Here is a 14,864-nt window from a genome sequence, read left to right as displayed (position 1 = left end):
TGCGGCGAACAGTACGCCCGACTTATGTCGATCGTCAAGCAGAAGTTGACTGACGTGGGAACATTAGAGTCGGTCTGGGTGGCCCGGAGTCCTGTGCTTCACTGTTCGCATGACGGAAGACGCGCTCACTGACCCGGGGAGTCGAGGCGTGACGGACCTGCTCGCCGCTGCCGCCCCGACCGCCGCACCCGGTGCGGGAACCCTGCTCCGGCTCCTGCGGGACGGCCGGCCGCGCACCCGCTCGGAACTGGCCTCGGTGACCGGCCTGGCCCGCTCGACCGTCACCCAGCGCGTGGACGCCCTGCTCGCCAGCGGGCTCATCGGCCCCGCGGGCGAGGCCGTCTCGACCGGCGGCCGGCCCCCGACGACCTTCTCGTTCCGACCCGGGGCCCGCGTCGTCCTCGCCGCCGACCTCGGCGCCACCCACGCCCGCCTCGCGCTCACGGACATGTCGGGGACCGTGCTGGCCGAGGAGCGCGCCGACCTGGACATAGCGCTGGGGCCCGAGACCGTCCTGGACTGGGTCGTCGGCAACGGCAGGGACCTGCTCGAGGGGGCGGGCCGCGGGGTCGGCGAACTCCTCGGCCTGGGGATCGGCCTGCCCGGCCCCGTCCAGCACTCCACCGGGCGCGCCGTCAACCCGCCGATCATGCCCGGCTGGGACAACTTCGACGTGCCCGGCCACGTGCGCGGCCGGCTCGACGTGCCGGTCCTGGTGGACAACGACGTCAACATCATGGCGATCGGCGAGCACCACACCGCCTGGCCGGACGCCAGCCACCTCATGTTCGTCAAGGTCGCCACCGGCATCGGCTGCGGCATCGTCAGCGAGGGCAGCGTCTACCGGGGCGCACAGGGGGCCGCCGGGGACATGGGGCACATCCACGTGCCCAGCGGCGGCGACAAGCCCTGCCGCTGCGGCAACACCGGCTGCCTGGAAGCCGTCGCCAGCGGCGCGGCCCTGGCCGCCGCGCTCACCGGGGCGGGCGTCCCGGCGTCGGGGGCCCGCGACGTCGTGGAGCTCTCCCGCAATGGGTCGGTCCCCGCACTGCGCGCCCTGCGCCAGGCCGGGCGCGACATCGGGGAGGTCCTCGCCGCCTCCGTCAACATGTTCAACCCGTCGGTCATCGTGATCGGCGGCGCGCTCGCCCTCGCGGGCGACCACCTCCTCGCCGGGGTCCGCGAGATCATCTACCAGCGCTCACTGCCCCTGGCCACCGAGCACCTGAGCATCGTCTCCTCCCGGGCCGGGGAGGGCGCGGGCGTGGTCGGCGCGGCCGTCATGGTCATCGAGCACTGCCTGAGCCCCCGCCACGCCGACACCCTCGTCAACGGCTGACCCTGGTCGGTCGACACGGGGCGCGGGCCGTCGGGCTCGAACCCGTTCCGCTTCCGTCAAGAGCCCGGTCGGAGGTCAGCGGTGGGGCGGCTGTGCCGCGCGATCCGGCCAACCTTTTTCGTCTATCTCCTGGAGCGTTTTTTCGTCAAGGGAGGCCAGGGGTTTCTTTGTTGCGGCTTTTTCGACGTTCCCAAGGCGAAAGGAAACGCCATCGACTTCAATGAAGCCAGTAGAGTCTCGGTTGACCATTCCTCCCCTCGTGTACATGAGGAGGAGCGGAATGAAGGGGTCGGGGATCTTGGTCGTGTCGAGCCCGTGGTCCTTCAGTGCAGCGAAGTGAAGCGACCACTTGACCGTGTGCAGCACAAAGTAGGTTCCTGCCCCTGACATGCTTTCGATGACTTCGTCAACAAGGGGCTCGGGGGCGCGAATGTCAGGATTGATGCGGTCTGCGATGTCGTAGAAGGGCCAGGGGCCCGTCCGGAGCTCCAGGGCCCAGAGCGCCGATCGCCTAAGGTACTCCTGGACAAGGCGAGCCTGTGATCTTCTTTCTGTACCTGCATTTTCCCATTGGATGAGCTTGATCTGCTCGGCGCGCTTCTCGAGCCCTCTCATCCCGATCGAAGGCTTGCAAAAATATGCACTCGAAATATTCGGGCTTGCTGAGTCTGCATGGTGCTTGATTCGACCTTCTTCTCTGGAGTCCGGTTCTCGTGGCTCTTGGTCTGATGGAGATATTATTGTTTCCCAGTTCAAAGCCAGGGAGCGGGGTGTTCCTCTCCCGTTTCCGGGGACCGCAGGAGCTTGGTCGGCTCGAACCTCTCCTGCCTGACGATGTTGCACTGATCGTCCAGTTCACGGTGGATGATCCTGTTGCCCAGGGCGTCATAGATCGTCTCCGACAACAGACGGCCTTCTTCGTCCCACTCATGCCAAGGTCCTACGGCCCCGTGAGGATGGCGGCGCAGCCCCTGCGTCACCAGCCAGCCCGACGCCGACCACTTCAGCACAGGGCCGTGCTCGAAGCCATCGACCACCGTGGAGGTCTCCCTCCTGCCATCGGTCTCCTGTCGAAAAGCCCGCCCGGTGAAATTCTCGCCGTGCAGAAGGAGCGCCTGGTTTTCGGGGGAAATTTCCAGCCCTTCAACCGAGACAGCCTCGGAGAACCTTCCGGACTGTGCATCCTGAGGTGCAACGACGGGTGGGGTGCGAAGCCAGGGGGCGGATACCTCGGACCCCCTTCCTGTGATGTTCCTTGAAATGCAGTCACCTCCCTCCACCGGGGTTCCCGAGGAATCCCAGCGCCTGTCGATGTGGACGACGCCCTCCTCGTCTTTTATGGTTTCAGAAATCAGATTTCCATCTACATCCCAGTCGTAGGAGGCTCCCAGGAGGCGGCCGACACGTGTCCTGTTTCCATAGCTGACAAGAAAACCTATCTTTGTCAGGATGTATTCCGGTCCGTTTGCCATACCTGAAATAAACAGCTGAAAAGAGGAGTATCCGTCCTCCTTCTCCAGGGAGTAGCCCGTGAACGGAATCCCCTCGTACTCCGCGGACCATTCGTCGGGGAACTCGAGGGCCTCGAAATCGACAACAATCATTCTACTTCTCCGTTTCGTATTCCGGAGGGATGAGGTTGGGGTTGTTCGGGTGGTGGTTCATTCGCCCGGAGAAGGGTGTGTCAAATTTTCTCGTTTCGCAAGGAGGGGCCTGTTCATCTGTTTCGGTACGGTCCGTCTTGGGAGTCCTGTCGGAATCGGAATGTCTTGTGTCAGATTCCCCGGCCTCGCCCTCCTGGTGGGTGGCGCGGTCCTGATCCACGTCTCTCTCAGGGATGGGTGCTGGCATATCCGGGGAATTGACCTGGGAGGCATGGGGAGCGGGAGCATCCGGGGAAACCGGCTTCTTCGCTGCCCCTCCGCTGGCTCGATGAAGGGCTTCCTACCGTTCCCGACGTCGGGAGTAGTGTCGTCGTCGGAGCCGTTTCTCGGGCCGGTGGGCTTGTCGCCGTCCTTGTTGGTGGCGACGGGGTTCCGGTCCTGCGCAGGCGCGCCACGGCTGCTCTCGGCACCTTCCTGCGGGCGGTGCGGAGGACTATGATCACCGATTTCGGCCAGATTCACCGTCCGGGCGGGGGCGACACGGGGACGTCGCGTTCGGCGGTCAGGGTGTCGTCGCCCCGTCTGCCCACACCGGCGGGGACCCGGTCGCCGGCGCCCTCGTCAACGGCTGACGGGAGGCCCGGCCGACGCGGGGCGGTCGCACCCGGGGTCGATCCAGAGATGCCCGGAGCTGGTACGGGGGATCGTTCGGACCATCGCGTTGAAATCTGACCCGATTCGGTCAAGAGCACCGGTCGAAGGTCAGCGGGCGGGGTGGCTGTGCCGACCGATCTTGACAAGTAACCTGAGCTGGGAACGGGGGAAGGGCGAGGAAAGAGTGCTTGCCGAAGTCCTCAGCCCCCGCGGGCGGAATTTGCTTCGTCAACCTTTTCGCGCAGCCAGTCCGGCATGAATTCCTCACTGCGCGGGAAGAGTTTCACCTCTCGGAGGTATTCGCGGAGATCTGCATCGAAAAGGAAATCAGGAGGGTTGTCGTAGTCTAATACTGACCTGTACCTTCCCGTGTTCCACAGTTTCAACTTCAAGGAGAACCATGTCCCCTCGTTCTCCTTGTACATTCCTGCTCGTAGTTTCATGCATTTCATTCCCGATTCGAGTGGAAGTTCTGTGCGGACTATTTCTCCGTTCCCCTTTTCGACTTCGATGAGCTCGTTGGCGTGGCGGCCCATGATGCTCACATGGTAGATAGCGGCCCTCCACTCCTCTGGAAAAAAAGCGGGGAGGGCAGATGCGATTTCATTTATCGCATGCTGCTCTTCGAGTGGCCCCATGTGGCCTTTTTTGATGCCGTACATAATTTAGGGCTCGCTTGAACAATTGTCTTTCAGGTGGGGAACTCGCCGTACCAGCTGCGCTGGACGAGGTGCTTGGGCAGGTACCCGGACTCGACCTCGAGCCGGAAGTCGGGGTCCTGTTCTGCTGTGTCGTAGGCCAGGCACGCCATGGCCAGGAGGCCGAGGGGGACCACGCCCTCGATGTCCTCGGCCCGTTCTGCGTCGGCCGTGTAGTAATCACCGTGCAGTGCCAGACCTTGGGCCAGGGCTTCGTTGAACTTGGCGCTGTCACGCTCCACCAGGCGGAGGAAGGCGTTCATGGGGGGGAAGACAAGTTTGTCGAGGCTCTCCGTGTCGCCGAAGTCGACCCGTTCGGGGGTGGACAGTTCCATGGCGGCCATGAGTTCTTCTCCCAGGCCAGGACGGTTAAGGACGAAATTCTGGAGAGCGGAGATCCAGTGGTAGGTGAAGGGGTTGTACCGGGTGCCCTTTCTCTCGCCTGCTTCGCGAAGCAGGTCGACCGGTATCTCGCACAGTTCCCGGTAGCGCTTCTGGTCGCGGCACACCACGGCGAGGAAGAAGGCAGTAGTCCAATTGCTCGCATTTGTAGAGGTCTTGGGGCCGGTCGCCCTGGTCCGCCGAAGCCTATGGTTGACCATCAGCTCGAGTTCGGTGTCTCTAGGGTTGGTTTGCACTGTGAACAGGGCGTGGTGCATCTGCATGTCGGCGGTCCAGGTTTCCCAGGTCTCCAGGAGTGAGACCTCGGGGTCGACCGCGGTACTGAACATCACGTCGATGTGCAAGGTTCCCACCATGACGTCGACACCTGATGGTTTCGACTCGAGGAACAAAGAATACTTCTCACGTGTTGCTTTGCTTCTTTCCCGATGGCCTGGATCTGTTCGATGGGAGAGATCGTGGCTGGGGATGTGCACGGTCATTCTTCTTCCTCTCGGATGTCAAAGAATCTCATAGAATTCCCCCTGTATTTCCCGGATTTATCTGGATTGCCCTTCGCTTCTACATAGTGGAGTTTTTCCGGGCTCTCGATCATCATGTCCTGGATCTCCAGGGCGAGCTCTAACTCCTCGCCTCCTCGTTTGATCATTCTCTTCAGAATATCGTTGAAGTACTCCCGCGTCCCCTGTTGGACCCGCTTGGGTCCGTCGGAAGTTTTGATGGTTCGTTCGTTGAGACCGGTGTCGAGGCTGCTCTTGGCCTCCACGATAACGAGCCCGCCGTCGGCGGTTCGCCAGATCTGGTCGAACTGGTGGTTGCCGTTCTTGGGGGCGTTATCGCTGACTGGAACGGGGTTCGGACTTCCGGGCTTGCTTTCTGCCAGTTCCGGAAGAGTGCCCCGCCACGTGGTGGTGACCGCCTTGCCCTCGGAGTCCTTGACAGGTTTCCCGTCTGGATTCCTCAAGGGTTCTTCAAAAGTTACCTCGGATCCGTTGAAGGTGTCTCTCACCGCCTGTTCGGCGGACTTGTCGCCGAACCTCTCAGTGAGGCGGGTCCTCATCCTCCCCATGGGCTTCCGGATTTCACGAGCCCTTTCGAGGTCCTGGTTGACGGAACTTGAAGGGGTGTTCGCATACTTCGCCTTGAGTCCCTGGACGATCCTGTTCAGAGGGTTGTAAGCGTCCAAGGAAATTTGACGGAGATTGGCAAACCTGTCCAGGTTCCGAAGGACTTGGATCGTTATGCCTGCTCGGGTGCCCTTAATCTCTCCAGGGAGATAGAAGGGAGGCTCGGGCGGAGGAAGGGCGTCCCTGGCGATCCATGGATCACCTGTGTCGGCCCTTGTGAGACTGGGGATGGGTTGCCCATTGATGCTGAGACCCTCCCTGTACCTGTGGCCGAGGGTGTTGTAGAAGGCCCTTTCCAGAAGCGCTCCGTACTTCTTGTCGTTGACGAGGTCGACGAAGTTGTCCCTGAAGTCGGTACCGGTGCCGAGGTCCATGGTGCTGAGGATCTCGCGGGCCCTCGCCTGTGCCTCCTCCCGTGTCTTGGGTACGGGAAGTGGCTCTTCCTGCCGACCATCCGGCCCATTATCAGCGGAGGACGAGCGTGAATCGGCATCACTGCTGCCGTCGCTGCCGTCGCTGCCGTCGCTGCCGTCGCTGCCGTCGCGTTGGAGATCGGGGGAGTCGGGGTCGGAGGCCGGGCGGACGGGCCCGCCGTCCTGTGCGTCGTTGTGCGTCCTGGAACCCGAGGACGACCCGTCCGTGTCGCTCCTGCTGTTCGGGTCCAGGGGGGACGTCCGGGCGTCGACACGGTCCTCGCCGGAGGGGGTGCGCTTGGGCGGGTCGCCGCCGTCGGCGCTGTTGCGGACGTCCGGGTTCCGGTCCCGCATGTCGGCCCCGTGCCGGTCGTTCGGTACTTCGTGCCGGTTCTCGGGGCCGTCCCCGTTCCGGTTCCACGCATCCGGGTCGGTACGCGTGTCCCGTTCCCCCACCCGGTCGCCGTCGGATCCGCGTCCGGTGCTGTCGGCCAGGTTCACCGTCCGGTCGGGGGGCGACACGGGGACGTCGCGCCCGGCGGTCAGGGTGTCGTCGCCCCGCCCTCCCACACCGGCGGGGACCCGGTCGCCGGCGCCCTCGGGGCCGTCGAAGAGCTCGGCCGCGGTCCAGTGACCCTCCTCGGAGCCCCTGGGGCCGTTCGGGTCGGTCTGGGACTCCCGCGCGACCTCCACGATCCGCTGCCGGTTGTCCCGATCGGCCGCGCGGTCGACCTCGGCCAGCTCCGGCTGCTCCACGATGTCGAAGAACGCCTCGCTGTCGGCCAGCTGCTGGGCGGTGGGATCGACCGGCCGGGCGGGGTCCTGCCCGTCGCGGTCGTTCCGCGGCTGCGCGGGGCGTCCGGACCCGCCCGGCGCACCGGGACGGCCGCCGGTCTCCGAGGACTCCCCGCCGCTGTCGGAGGCGGACGCCCACCGGTCCAGGTGGGTCTGGAGCTCCGTCCACTGCGCCGGGCTGTAGTCGCCCCGGTCGAAGGAGCTCGCGTCCAGGCTCGCGATCGGGGAGTGCACGCCCCCGTAGTTCGGGATCCCGGCGGGCAGGTTCACCTCCACGTCCGTGCCCGAACCGGAGTCCGAGCCGCCACCGCGTCCGCCCATACCGTCGACGATGGCCATACCGCGCCAGGCCATCAGCGGCACGCCCACGACCGAGCCCACGCCCGTCGCGGTCAGGGCGGCGCCGCCGACCATCGCGACGATGTTGAGCGCGGCGGTGCCGATGACGTACCCGGGGCGCTCGCCCCACTCCTCCCAGGGCACCACCGAGTGGGCCAGGTCCTTCCACGCCGAGCCGAGAGCGTCCCCGCCGGCCCAACCCCAGCTGTCGGACTCGCCGTCGTACATGCCCACCAGGGAGGCCACGGACTGGACGTTGCCCTCGTGGTACTCCCACAGGGCGTCGCCCCAGGACGCCTGGAACCACCCCTCGGAGCTGTGCATGCCCAGCATCGCCCCGGTGCCCTCGACCGCTCCGACCCCGAAGTCCCACACCGCTGCCCCGGCGTCGACCCACCAGTGCTCGTCGGTGGTGGCCCCGCCCATGTCCCACTCGGTGGCCAGGTCCGACAGGCTGTCCTCGTACCCGTGGTAGAACACGTCGGGGTCCAGCTCGCCGCCGCCGGAGGGCATCGCCTCGAACCCGGTGCGGTCGGGGACGTAGTGGTTGATCTGGTTGGCGCAGTCGCGCTCGGCCGCCTCGTAGTCCTCGATGATGCCGGTGCCCTCGCTGATGAGGCGGCTGTTCTCCTCCACGTCGGGGCTCTCGCCGATGCCGAAGAAACCGGCCACGCCCTCGGCGTCGCGCCAGTCGTCGCCCTTGGCGTCGATGCGGGCCCGGAACGCGTAGGCCTCGGTGCGCAGGGAGTTCCAGCGCCTCTTGATGCCGCGCAGGTCCTCGGCGAAGTTCTCCAGCGCGTTCGCGGCGTTGTTCAGACCGGTCAGGACATCGTCGCCGTCACGGGCCACGGGGCCCAGGACCGTGTAGAGCTCGTCCGCCTCGGGGGCCTTGTAGCTGGACGTGAGCGCGCCCCAGGACGAGTCGATGTCGTTCCCTGTGTCGGCCACCGACTGGCCGGCGGTGCGGAGGGCGGCGGCGAGGGTCTCGATGTAGCCGGGGGAGGCGGTGGGGACGGGGAAGGTCGCGGGGCTGATCTTGTCGTCCCCGTCCGTGAGCATGCTGACCTGCTCATCGGTGGTCAGGGGCGTGGTCGAGGTCGGCACGTCTGGTGCTGGGGGCACAGGTGTACTCCGGGGGAGGGGGTTCCGGGGAGGGCGGGACGGGTCGGGGTCAGACGAGCTGGGCGTTCCCCGGACCGGGCGGGGGCGGCGGCGGGTCGGGCACGACGCCCGCGTTCTGCTGGGCCTCCAGCGCCATCGTCCGGTTCCCCTCGACGTAGGCGGTGGTGGCCTCGCTGGTCTGCCGGACGGCGTTGGAGGTCAGGGCGAGCATGTCGCCCATGAGGCCGAAGTAGTGTCCGGCGAACTCACCCAGGGCGATCCCGATGGGGGCGCTGTTGATGTGTGTGCTGAGGGAGGTGACACGCTGCTCGATCGTCTCCATGTCACCGAACAGGCCCTCGCCCCCTCCCTCCTCGCCGAGGTAGGACATGGTGGTGGTGAGCACGGCGCCGACCTCTGCCGGCTGAATGTTCCAAGCGGTCACGGTGTCCTCCGGTCACTGGTCACGGGGGCGGGGTCTGCGGGCGGGGACGGAAGCTCTCGGGACGGAACACCTCCGCGTCGGCGGCGTCCCCGGGGCCGGGCGGAGGGGCGGCCTGGGCCTGGGCGGCCTCGACGGCGTGGAGCAGCCGGTTCAGCGCCGGGCGGGTCCGCGCGAGGTCGGTGCGGGCGCGCAGGCGCATGTACTCGGAGGTCCGTTGGAGCCCGAGGACGTGGAGCGGTGCGGAGGGTTCCGCGGCCGGATCCTCGTCCCCTTCCCGTTCCCGTGCGCCCGGGGACGGCGTCCCGCCGTCGTGGTCGGGGGACACATGGGCGAACTTCACCGGAGTCCCCCTCCCGGAGGCGCCGCGACGACGGACACGGGCGGGGTGCGCGGACTCCGGGGCGTCGGGAACGTCGTGCGTCTCACGGGGCGGTCGCCTCTCTCCAGGTGTGGGACAGCCTTCTCGCGGACCGGTCCGGCCACTGCGGTGAGCCTTCACCGTTCGACAGATGCGACGTACGGAATGTAGGCATAGTTCCTTTTTAGCGTGCTCCACCGACACCCGGGGGAGCGGACGGGAGGGGACGATTCGCCCACGGATACGGGGTTGAGGGAACCCGGCCGGCATCGGCTCTGGTCAGGCGGGGGCCGACCGGCAAGAACCGGCCCGAGACCCTCCTGGGACTGTGTCCCGGGCCACGCCGGTGTGGCCGGGAGCGGCCACGCGGAAGGGGCGGAGCCGGTCGGCTCCGCCCCTCGCGCACTGCTCGTCACCTGCGTGCCACACGTCCCTCTCGGGAGGAGGCGCCTACAGGGTCCTCGGGTCCTGGCGGGCCCGTTCCTCCCTGATCTGCTCCACCCTGGCCTGCTCCTCCTCCGCGTCCTGGTCCTGAGCACGCACCTGGGTGCGGTGGTACTCCTCCTGGCTCACGGAGGGCAGGATGCCCTCGTGCTTCAGGGCAGGCTCCTCGGGGTGGGCGGGAACCACGTGTTCCTGGTCCTCGCGGGGTCGCGGCGGGGTCTCCCCGATGGGGCTGACGGTCGCCCCGGGCGTCTGCGCGGCCTGCATGCTCTGGGCCGTCGTGGGCGCGCCGGGCCGCCGCCTGTTGAGCGTGGAGGTGCGCCCCACGCTCCGCAGCAGGGTGATGATCACGACGCCGGTGACCAGGTTGATCACCGCCGTCCCGCCCTGGCTGGCGGTCTCGTCGCCCTGGCTGAACGGGGCCACGGCCGCGATCGCGGTCGCCAGACCGACGATCCAGGCGAAGAAGGTCCCCGCCTTCGGGGCCGAGAGCAGCAGCAGGTGCATCAGAGCGGTGGCGAGCAGGGCCGCGACAGCGGCCATGAGCGCGTATGCGACGGTGCTCGCGTCGCCCAGGTTCCCCGCCTCCTCCGGTGCGAGCACCGGTACGTCGAACACCCCGCGGAAAACCAGGGCGCCCGCGAAGATCACCAGAGCCGCGACGACCGCGGTGGCGAGGCCACCCGACCAGAGACGCGTGGTGTTGACGGGTCGTTCTCTTCCGAACTCGGTCATGCCGGTACCCCCTGATACGGCTTCGAGGCCGGTCATACCCCGCATTCCCCCGTTTACTACGAGTGACCATGAAAAACGGCAAGTTACCTGGTCAACCGGCATGAATCAGCCTCCGGCCGAGGCGCCCGGCCCCGGGCGCGGACCACATACCCGCAGCTCCACACGGGTCTCCCACACGTGGAACACTGGGGACATGGCTCACTTCGCGCACGCTCGCGTCGACCTGGACGCGCTCACCTCCAACGCCCGCCTGCTCCGCGAGCACGCGGGCGGCACCCCGTTGATGGGTGTGGTCAAGGCCGACGGCTACGGGCACGGGATGCTCCCCGCCGCGCGGGCCCTGATCGCGGGCGGCGCGTCCTGGCTGGGCACGGCCCTCATCGGCGAGGCCCTCCAGCTCCGCCGGGCCGGGATCACCGTCCCGGTCCTGGCCTGGATCATCCCCCCGGGCGAACCCGTCGGAGAGGCCGTCGGTGCCGACATCGACCTCGGGGTGAGCGACCGCGCGGTCCTGGACGAGGTCGTCTCCGAGGCCCGCCGCCTCGGCCGCACCGCCCGCGTCCAGCTCAAGATCGACACCGGCCTCAACCGGGGCGGCGTGAGCGCGGCGGACTGGGCGGAGCTGACCGAGGCCGCGGCCCGCGCCGAGGACGACGGACACCTGCGCGTCTCCGGGATCTGGTCGCACTTCGCCTGCGCGGACGAGCCCGGCCACCCGTCGATCGGCCTCCAGCTCTCCAACTTCCACGAGGCGCTGGAGATCGCCGACAAGGTCGGCCTGGCCCCCGAGGTCCGGCACATCGCGAACTCGGCTGCGCTGCTCACCCTGCCCGAGACGCGCTTCGATCTCGTGCGCGGCGGGATCGCGAGTTACGGCCTGTCCCCAATCCCCGATTTCTCCTTGCCCGGATTGCGGCCCGCCATGACCCTGCGCTCCCGCGTCGCCCTCACCAAGCGCGTGGGGGCGGGGAGCGGGGTCTCCTACGGCCACCGCTACGTCACCGACCGCGAGACCACCCTGGCCCTGGTGCCGCTCGGCTACGCCGACGGGGTCCCCCGGGCCGCCACCAACAAGGGCCCCGTGCTCCTCGGGGACCGCGTCCGCACCATCGCGGGAACAGTCTGCATGGACCAGTTCGTTCTCGATGTGGGGGACGACAGGGTGGAGGCCGGCGAGTACGCGGTACTGTTCGGCGACCCGGGGGAGACCCCGGGGGTCCCGACGGCCCAGGACTGGGCCGCGGTCCTGGACACGATCCCGTACGAGATCGTCACCAGGGTGGGCGCCCGGGTTCCGCGCGAGTACGTCGGCGCGGGATCCTGACCGGTCGCCGAGAACCGGTCACAGACGCCCCCCACCCCGCCTAACCTGGGTGAAGAGGTCACTTCCGGCACGCCCCGACGCAGGGGCGCCCCGGCGGTCCCGAACCCGTGCGGGCGGCGCCCGCGGGCCGACACGTCCCCGGCGTGACGCCCCGGCCCGGCGCGCCCGGCCACCGACCGACCACATCCCACGACGAGCAGCGAGCCCGATGACAGACGTGACAGCAACCACCGTGTCCACCGTCCGCGAGGTCACCGCCGCCACGGACGACGCCATGCGCGCCCTGGGCCGCGACCTCGCGGCCCTCACACGCCCCGGCGACCTGCTGATCCTGTCCGGGCCGCTCGGAGCGGGGAAGACCACCCTCACCCAGGGCCTCGGCGCGGGCCTCGGCGTGCGCGGGTCGGTCACCTCCCCGACCTTCGTCATCTCCCGCGTCCACCCGTCCCTGGTGGGCGGCCCCGCCCTCGTGCACGTGGACGCCTACCGGCTCGGCGGGCCGGACGAGATCGACGACATCGACCTCGACATGACCCTGCCCGACTCCGTCACCGTGGTCGAGTGGGGCGAGGGCGTCGCCGAGGAGCTGTCCGAGGACCGGCTGGAGATCCGGATCGAGCGGCACCGCGACGACTCCCGCACCGTGCACCTGCGCGCCGTCGGCCACCGGTGGGCCGGGGTCGAACTGCCCCGCGGGGAGGGCTCCGGTCCGACCCCCGTCCACGACGGGTCCCCCGGAGCCGCGGCTGCCGACGGCGCCGGCTCCGAGGAGGACACCCCGGCCGACGCTCCCATCGACCTGCCCGGCTCCGACGCCGGGCTCGGATAGGCGGAAAAACCCGTGCTGCTCCTGGCCTTCGACACCGCCACCCCGGCGGTCACCGCCGCGATCGGGGAGAGCGCCCCCGACGGGGCGTTCACCCTGCGCGCCGGCGCCTCCTCCGTGGACGCCCGCCGCCACGGCGAACTCCTCAGCCCCACCGTCCAGCGGCTGACCGAGGAGGCCGGGGTCACCCTGGCCGACCTCGACGCCATCGCGGTCGGCATCGGCCCCGGCCCCTACACGGGGCTGCGGGTCGGGCTGGCCACCGCGCACGCCCTGGCCGACGCCCTCGGCGTCCCCTGCCACGGCGTCACCACGCTGGACGCGCTCGCGTTCGCGACCGGGCGCACCGAGCCGTTCCTCGCGATGACCGACGCCCGCCGCAAGGAGGTGTTCTGGGCGCGCTACGACGACCGCCTCACCCGCGTGGGAGAGGTCGGGGTCGCCAGGCCCGCCGAACTGGACACCGGCGGACTCCCTCTGGTCGGCGACGGGGCCCGGATGTACGCGGAGGTCCTCGGCGCGGGCACGGCCGACCCCGCGCCGCTCCACCCGGACGCCGCCGCCATGGCCGAACTGGCCCTGCTGCGCCTGTCCCGGGGCGTCGAGCTCCCCGCGCCCAACCCCCTCTACCTGCGCCGTCCGGACGCGGTCGTGCCCGGAGCCCCGAAGAAGGTGCGCCAGTGGGTGAAGTGAACGACGGCGCCGGCCGGGCCCCGGACGCCGCGGGCCCGCCCGCCGTGCGCCTGCGCGCCATGACCGCCGACGACGTCCCGGCGGTCATCACGCTGGAGCGCGCCCTGTTCCCGCTCGACGCCTGGAGCGAGGACATGCTCCGCGACGAGCTGGCCGAGCCCACCCGCCACTACGTGGTCGCCGAGAGCGGCGACACCGTGGTGGGCTACGCGGGGCTGAGGTCCGTCCCGCCCGAGGGCGACGTGCAGACCATGGCCGTGTCCGAGCAGGTCTGGGGCCGGGGGATCGGGAGCGCGCTGCTCACCGAACTCCTCGACCGGGCCGCCGCCCGCGGCGTCACCCACATGTTCCTGGAGGTCCGCTCGGACAACCCGCGCGCCCAGGACCTGTACAAGAGGTTCGGCTTCGTGCAGATCGGTGTCCGCCGGGGCTACTACAACGGGGCCGACGCGTTCGTCATGCGACGCGTCGCGGAGAAGGGGACCCATGAGTGACCTGCCGCTGATCCTGGGGATCGAGTCGTCCTGCGACGAGACGGGCGTGGCCCTCGTCCGCGGCTGCGAACTGCTCGGCGACTCGGTCGCCTCCAGCGTGGACCAGCACGTCCGCTTCGGCGGGGTCGTGCCCGAGGTGGCCAGCCGCGCGCACCTGGAGGCGATGACCCCGACCGTCCGGCGGGCGCTGGACAGCGCCGGGGCCAAGCTGTCCGACGTGGACGCGATCGCGGTCACCGCGGGCCCCGGCCTGGCCGGAGCCCTGCTCGTGGGCGTGTCCGCCGCCAAGGCCTACTCGATGGCGCTCGGCAAGCCGCTCTACGGCGTCAACCACCTGGTGGGCCACGTGGCCGTGGACCAGCTGGAGCACGGGCCGCTGCCCAAGCCCGCCATCGCCCTGCTCGTCTCCGGCGGCCACACCTCGCTGCTGCTGGTCAACGACCTGGCCACCGACGTGGTGTCCCTCGGGGACACCGTGGACGACGCCGCGGGCGAGGCCTACGACAAGGTCGCGCGGCTCCTCGAACTGCCCTACCCCGGCGGCCCGCCCATCGACAAGGCCGCCCAGAAGGGCAACGCCAAGGCCATGCGGTTCCCGCGCGGCAAGTGGGGCGACGGCACCTACGACTTCTCGTTCTCCGGCCTCAAGACCGCCGTGGCCCGCCACGTCGAGGACGCCGACCGCCAGGGCCTGCCCCTGGTGGTCGCGGACATCGCCGCGGCCTTCCAGGAGTCGGTGGTGGACGTGCTGACCCGCAAGGCCGTGGACGCCTGCGTCGAGCACGGGGTGAGCACCCTGGTCATCAGCGGCGGCGTGGCGGCCAACTCGGCCCTGCGCGCGCTCGCGGAGCAGCGCTGCCGGGACGCCGGGATCGAGCTGCGCGTCCCGCGCCCCCGCCTGTGCACGGACAACGGCGCGATGATCGCCGCCCTGGGCGCGGAGGTGGTGGCCGCCGGGCTGCCGCCGTCGGCGCTCGACCTGGCCACGGACACGTCCCTGCCGGTGGAGTCCCCGCTGGCGACGTAGGCGGCCGGACGCATATCCGATCGCACGTGGGGGCGGGACGCACACG

13 protein-coding genes and 1 pseudogene are annotated in these 14,864 nt (G+C 68.9%); 6 read left to right on the top strand and 8 right to left on the bottom strand.

What is annotated here, in order from left to right; genetic code table 11:
- Nucleotides 1-109 precede the first annotated feature (109 nt).
- Nucleotides 110-1,339, top strand: a complete 1,230-nt coding sequence (locus tag ACWGL3_RS16380) for an ROK family transcriptional regulator (RefSeq protein ID WP_344180038.1) — start codon at nt 110-112, stop codon at nt 1,337-1,339.
- A gap of 75 nt (nt 1,340-1,414) precedes the next feature.
- On the opposite strand, the gene ACWGL3_RS16375 is transcribed toward ACWGL3_RS16380, so the two are convergent.
- The 8 genes from ACWGL3_RS16375 to ACWGL3_RS16340 all read right to left on the bottom strand — a co-directional run bounded on the left by ACWGL3_RS16375 (nt 1,415) and on the right by ACWGL3_RS16340 (nt 10,454).
- Nucleotides 1,415-1,954 (bottom strand): hypothetical protein, encoded by a 540-nt coding sequence (locus ACWGL3_RS16375; RefSeq protein WP_452461488.1) that lies wholly within the window; start codon nt 1,952-1,954, stop codon nt 1,415-1,417.
- Between the two features lie 137 nt (nt 1,955-2,091).
- Nucleotides 2,092-2,943 carry a hypothetical protein gene (locus ACWGL3_RS16370; protein ID WP_452461487.1) on the bottom strand — a complete coding sequence of 284 codons (852 nt, stop codon included), beginning with the start codon at nt 2,941-2,943 and terminating at the stop codon, nt 2,092-2,094.
- A gap of 854 nt (nt 2,944-3,797) precedes the next feature.
- Nucleotides 3,798-4,235, bottom strand: coding sequence for a hypothetical protein (locus tag ACWGL3_RS16365; RefSeq protein WP_452461486.1), 438 nt, complete (start codon nt 4,233-4,235; stop codon nt 3,798-3,800).
- A 53-nt stretch (nt 4,236-4,288) separates the two neighbouring features.
- Entirely contained in the window at nt 4,289-5,053 is a 765-nt protein-coding gene (locus tag ACWGL3_RS16360) for an immunity 49 family protein (protein ID WP_452461485.1), read from the bottom strand.
- Nucleotides 5,054-5,175: 122 nt separating this feature from the next.
- A complete protein-coding gene (locus ACWGL3_RS16355) occupies nt 5,176-8,493 on the bottom strand; it encodes a hypothetical protein (RefSeq protein ID WP_452461484.1) in 3,318 nt (1,105 codons plus the stop codon).
- A gap of 49 nt (nt 8,494-8,542) precedes the next feature.
- Nucleotides 8,543-8,917 (bottom strand): DUF6507 family protein, encoded by a 375-nt coding sequence (locus ACWGL3_RS16350; protein ID WP_267948061.1) that lies wholly within the window; start codon nt 8,915-8,917, stop codon nt 8,543-8,545.
- Nucleotides 8,918-8,936: 19 nt separating this feature from the next.
- The gene (locus ACWGL3_RS16345; RefSeq protein WP_267948062.1) at nt 8,937-9,257 is read right to left on the bottom strand and encodes a hypothetical protein; all 321 of its coding nucleotides are present in this window, start codon (nt 9,255-9,257) and stop codon (nt 8,937-8,939) included.
- 468 nt (nt 9,258-9,725) lie between these two features.
- A complete protein-coding gene (locus tag ACWGL3_RS16340) occupies nt 9,726-10,454 on the bottom strand; it encodes a DUF6069 family protein (RefSeq protein ID WP_267948063.1) in 729 nt (242 codons plus the stop codon).
- 193 nt (nt 10,455-10,647) lie between these two features.
- Here ACWGL3_RS16340 and alr point away from each other — a divergent pair, with 193 nt between their 5' ends.
- From alr to tsaD, 5 genes and pseudogenes are all read left to right on the top strand, one after another.
- Nucleotides 10,648-11,778 carry an alanine racemase gene (gene alr / locus ACWGL3_RS16335; RefSeq protein WP_267948064.1) on the top strand — a complete coding sequence of 377 codons (1,131 nt, stop codon included), beginning with the start codon at nt 10,648-10,650 and terminating at the stop codon, nt 11,776-11,778.
- Between the two features lie 208 nt (nt 11,779-11,986).
- Nucleotides 11,987-12,484: pseudogene (gene tsaE / locus ACWGL3_RS16330) on the top strand (tRNA (adenosine(37)-N6)-threonylcarbamoyltransferase complex ATPase subunit type 1 TsaE); the annotation flags it as partial.
- 135 nt (nt 12,485-12,619) lie between these two features.
- Nucleotides 12,620-13,297 carry a tRNA (adenosine(37)-N6)-threonylcarbamoyltransferase complex dimerization subunit type 1 TsaB gene (tsaB, locus tag ACWGL3_RS16325; protein ID WP_267948065.1) on the top strand — a complete coding sequence of 226 codons (678 nt, stop codon included), beginning with the start codon at nt 12,620-12,622 and terminating at the stop codon, nt 13,295-13,297.
- Nucleotides 13,298-13,356: 59 nt separating this feature from the next.
- Nucleotides 13,357-13,791, top strand: a complete 435-nt coding sequence (rimI, locus tag ACWGL3_RS16320) for a ribosomal protein S18-alanine N-acetyltransferase (protein ID WP_267950241.1) — start codon at nt 13,357-13,359, stop codon at nt 13,789-13,791.
- A complete protein-coding gene (gene tsaD / locus ACWGL3_RS16315) occupies nt 13,784-14,818 on the top strand; it encodes a tRNA (adenosine(37)-N6)-threonylcarbamoyltransferase complex transferase subunit TsaD (RefSeq protein ID WP_267948066.1) in 1,035 nt (344 codons plus the stop codon). The genes rimI and tsaD overlap by 8 nt, the downstream gene beginning before the upstream one ends.
- Nucleotides 14,819-14,864 lie beyond the last annotated feature (46 nt).

It is taken from the genome of Nocardiopsis sp. NPDC055824, assembly GCF_053616335.1.
Note: the sequence above shows the minus strand (reverse complement) of the source record. Positions and strands in the feature narration are given on the sequence as shown.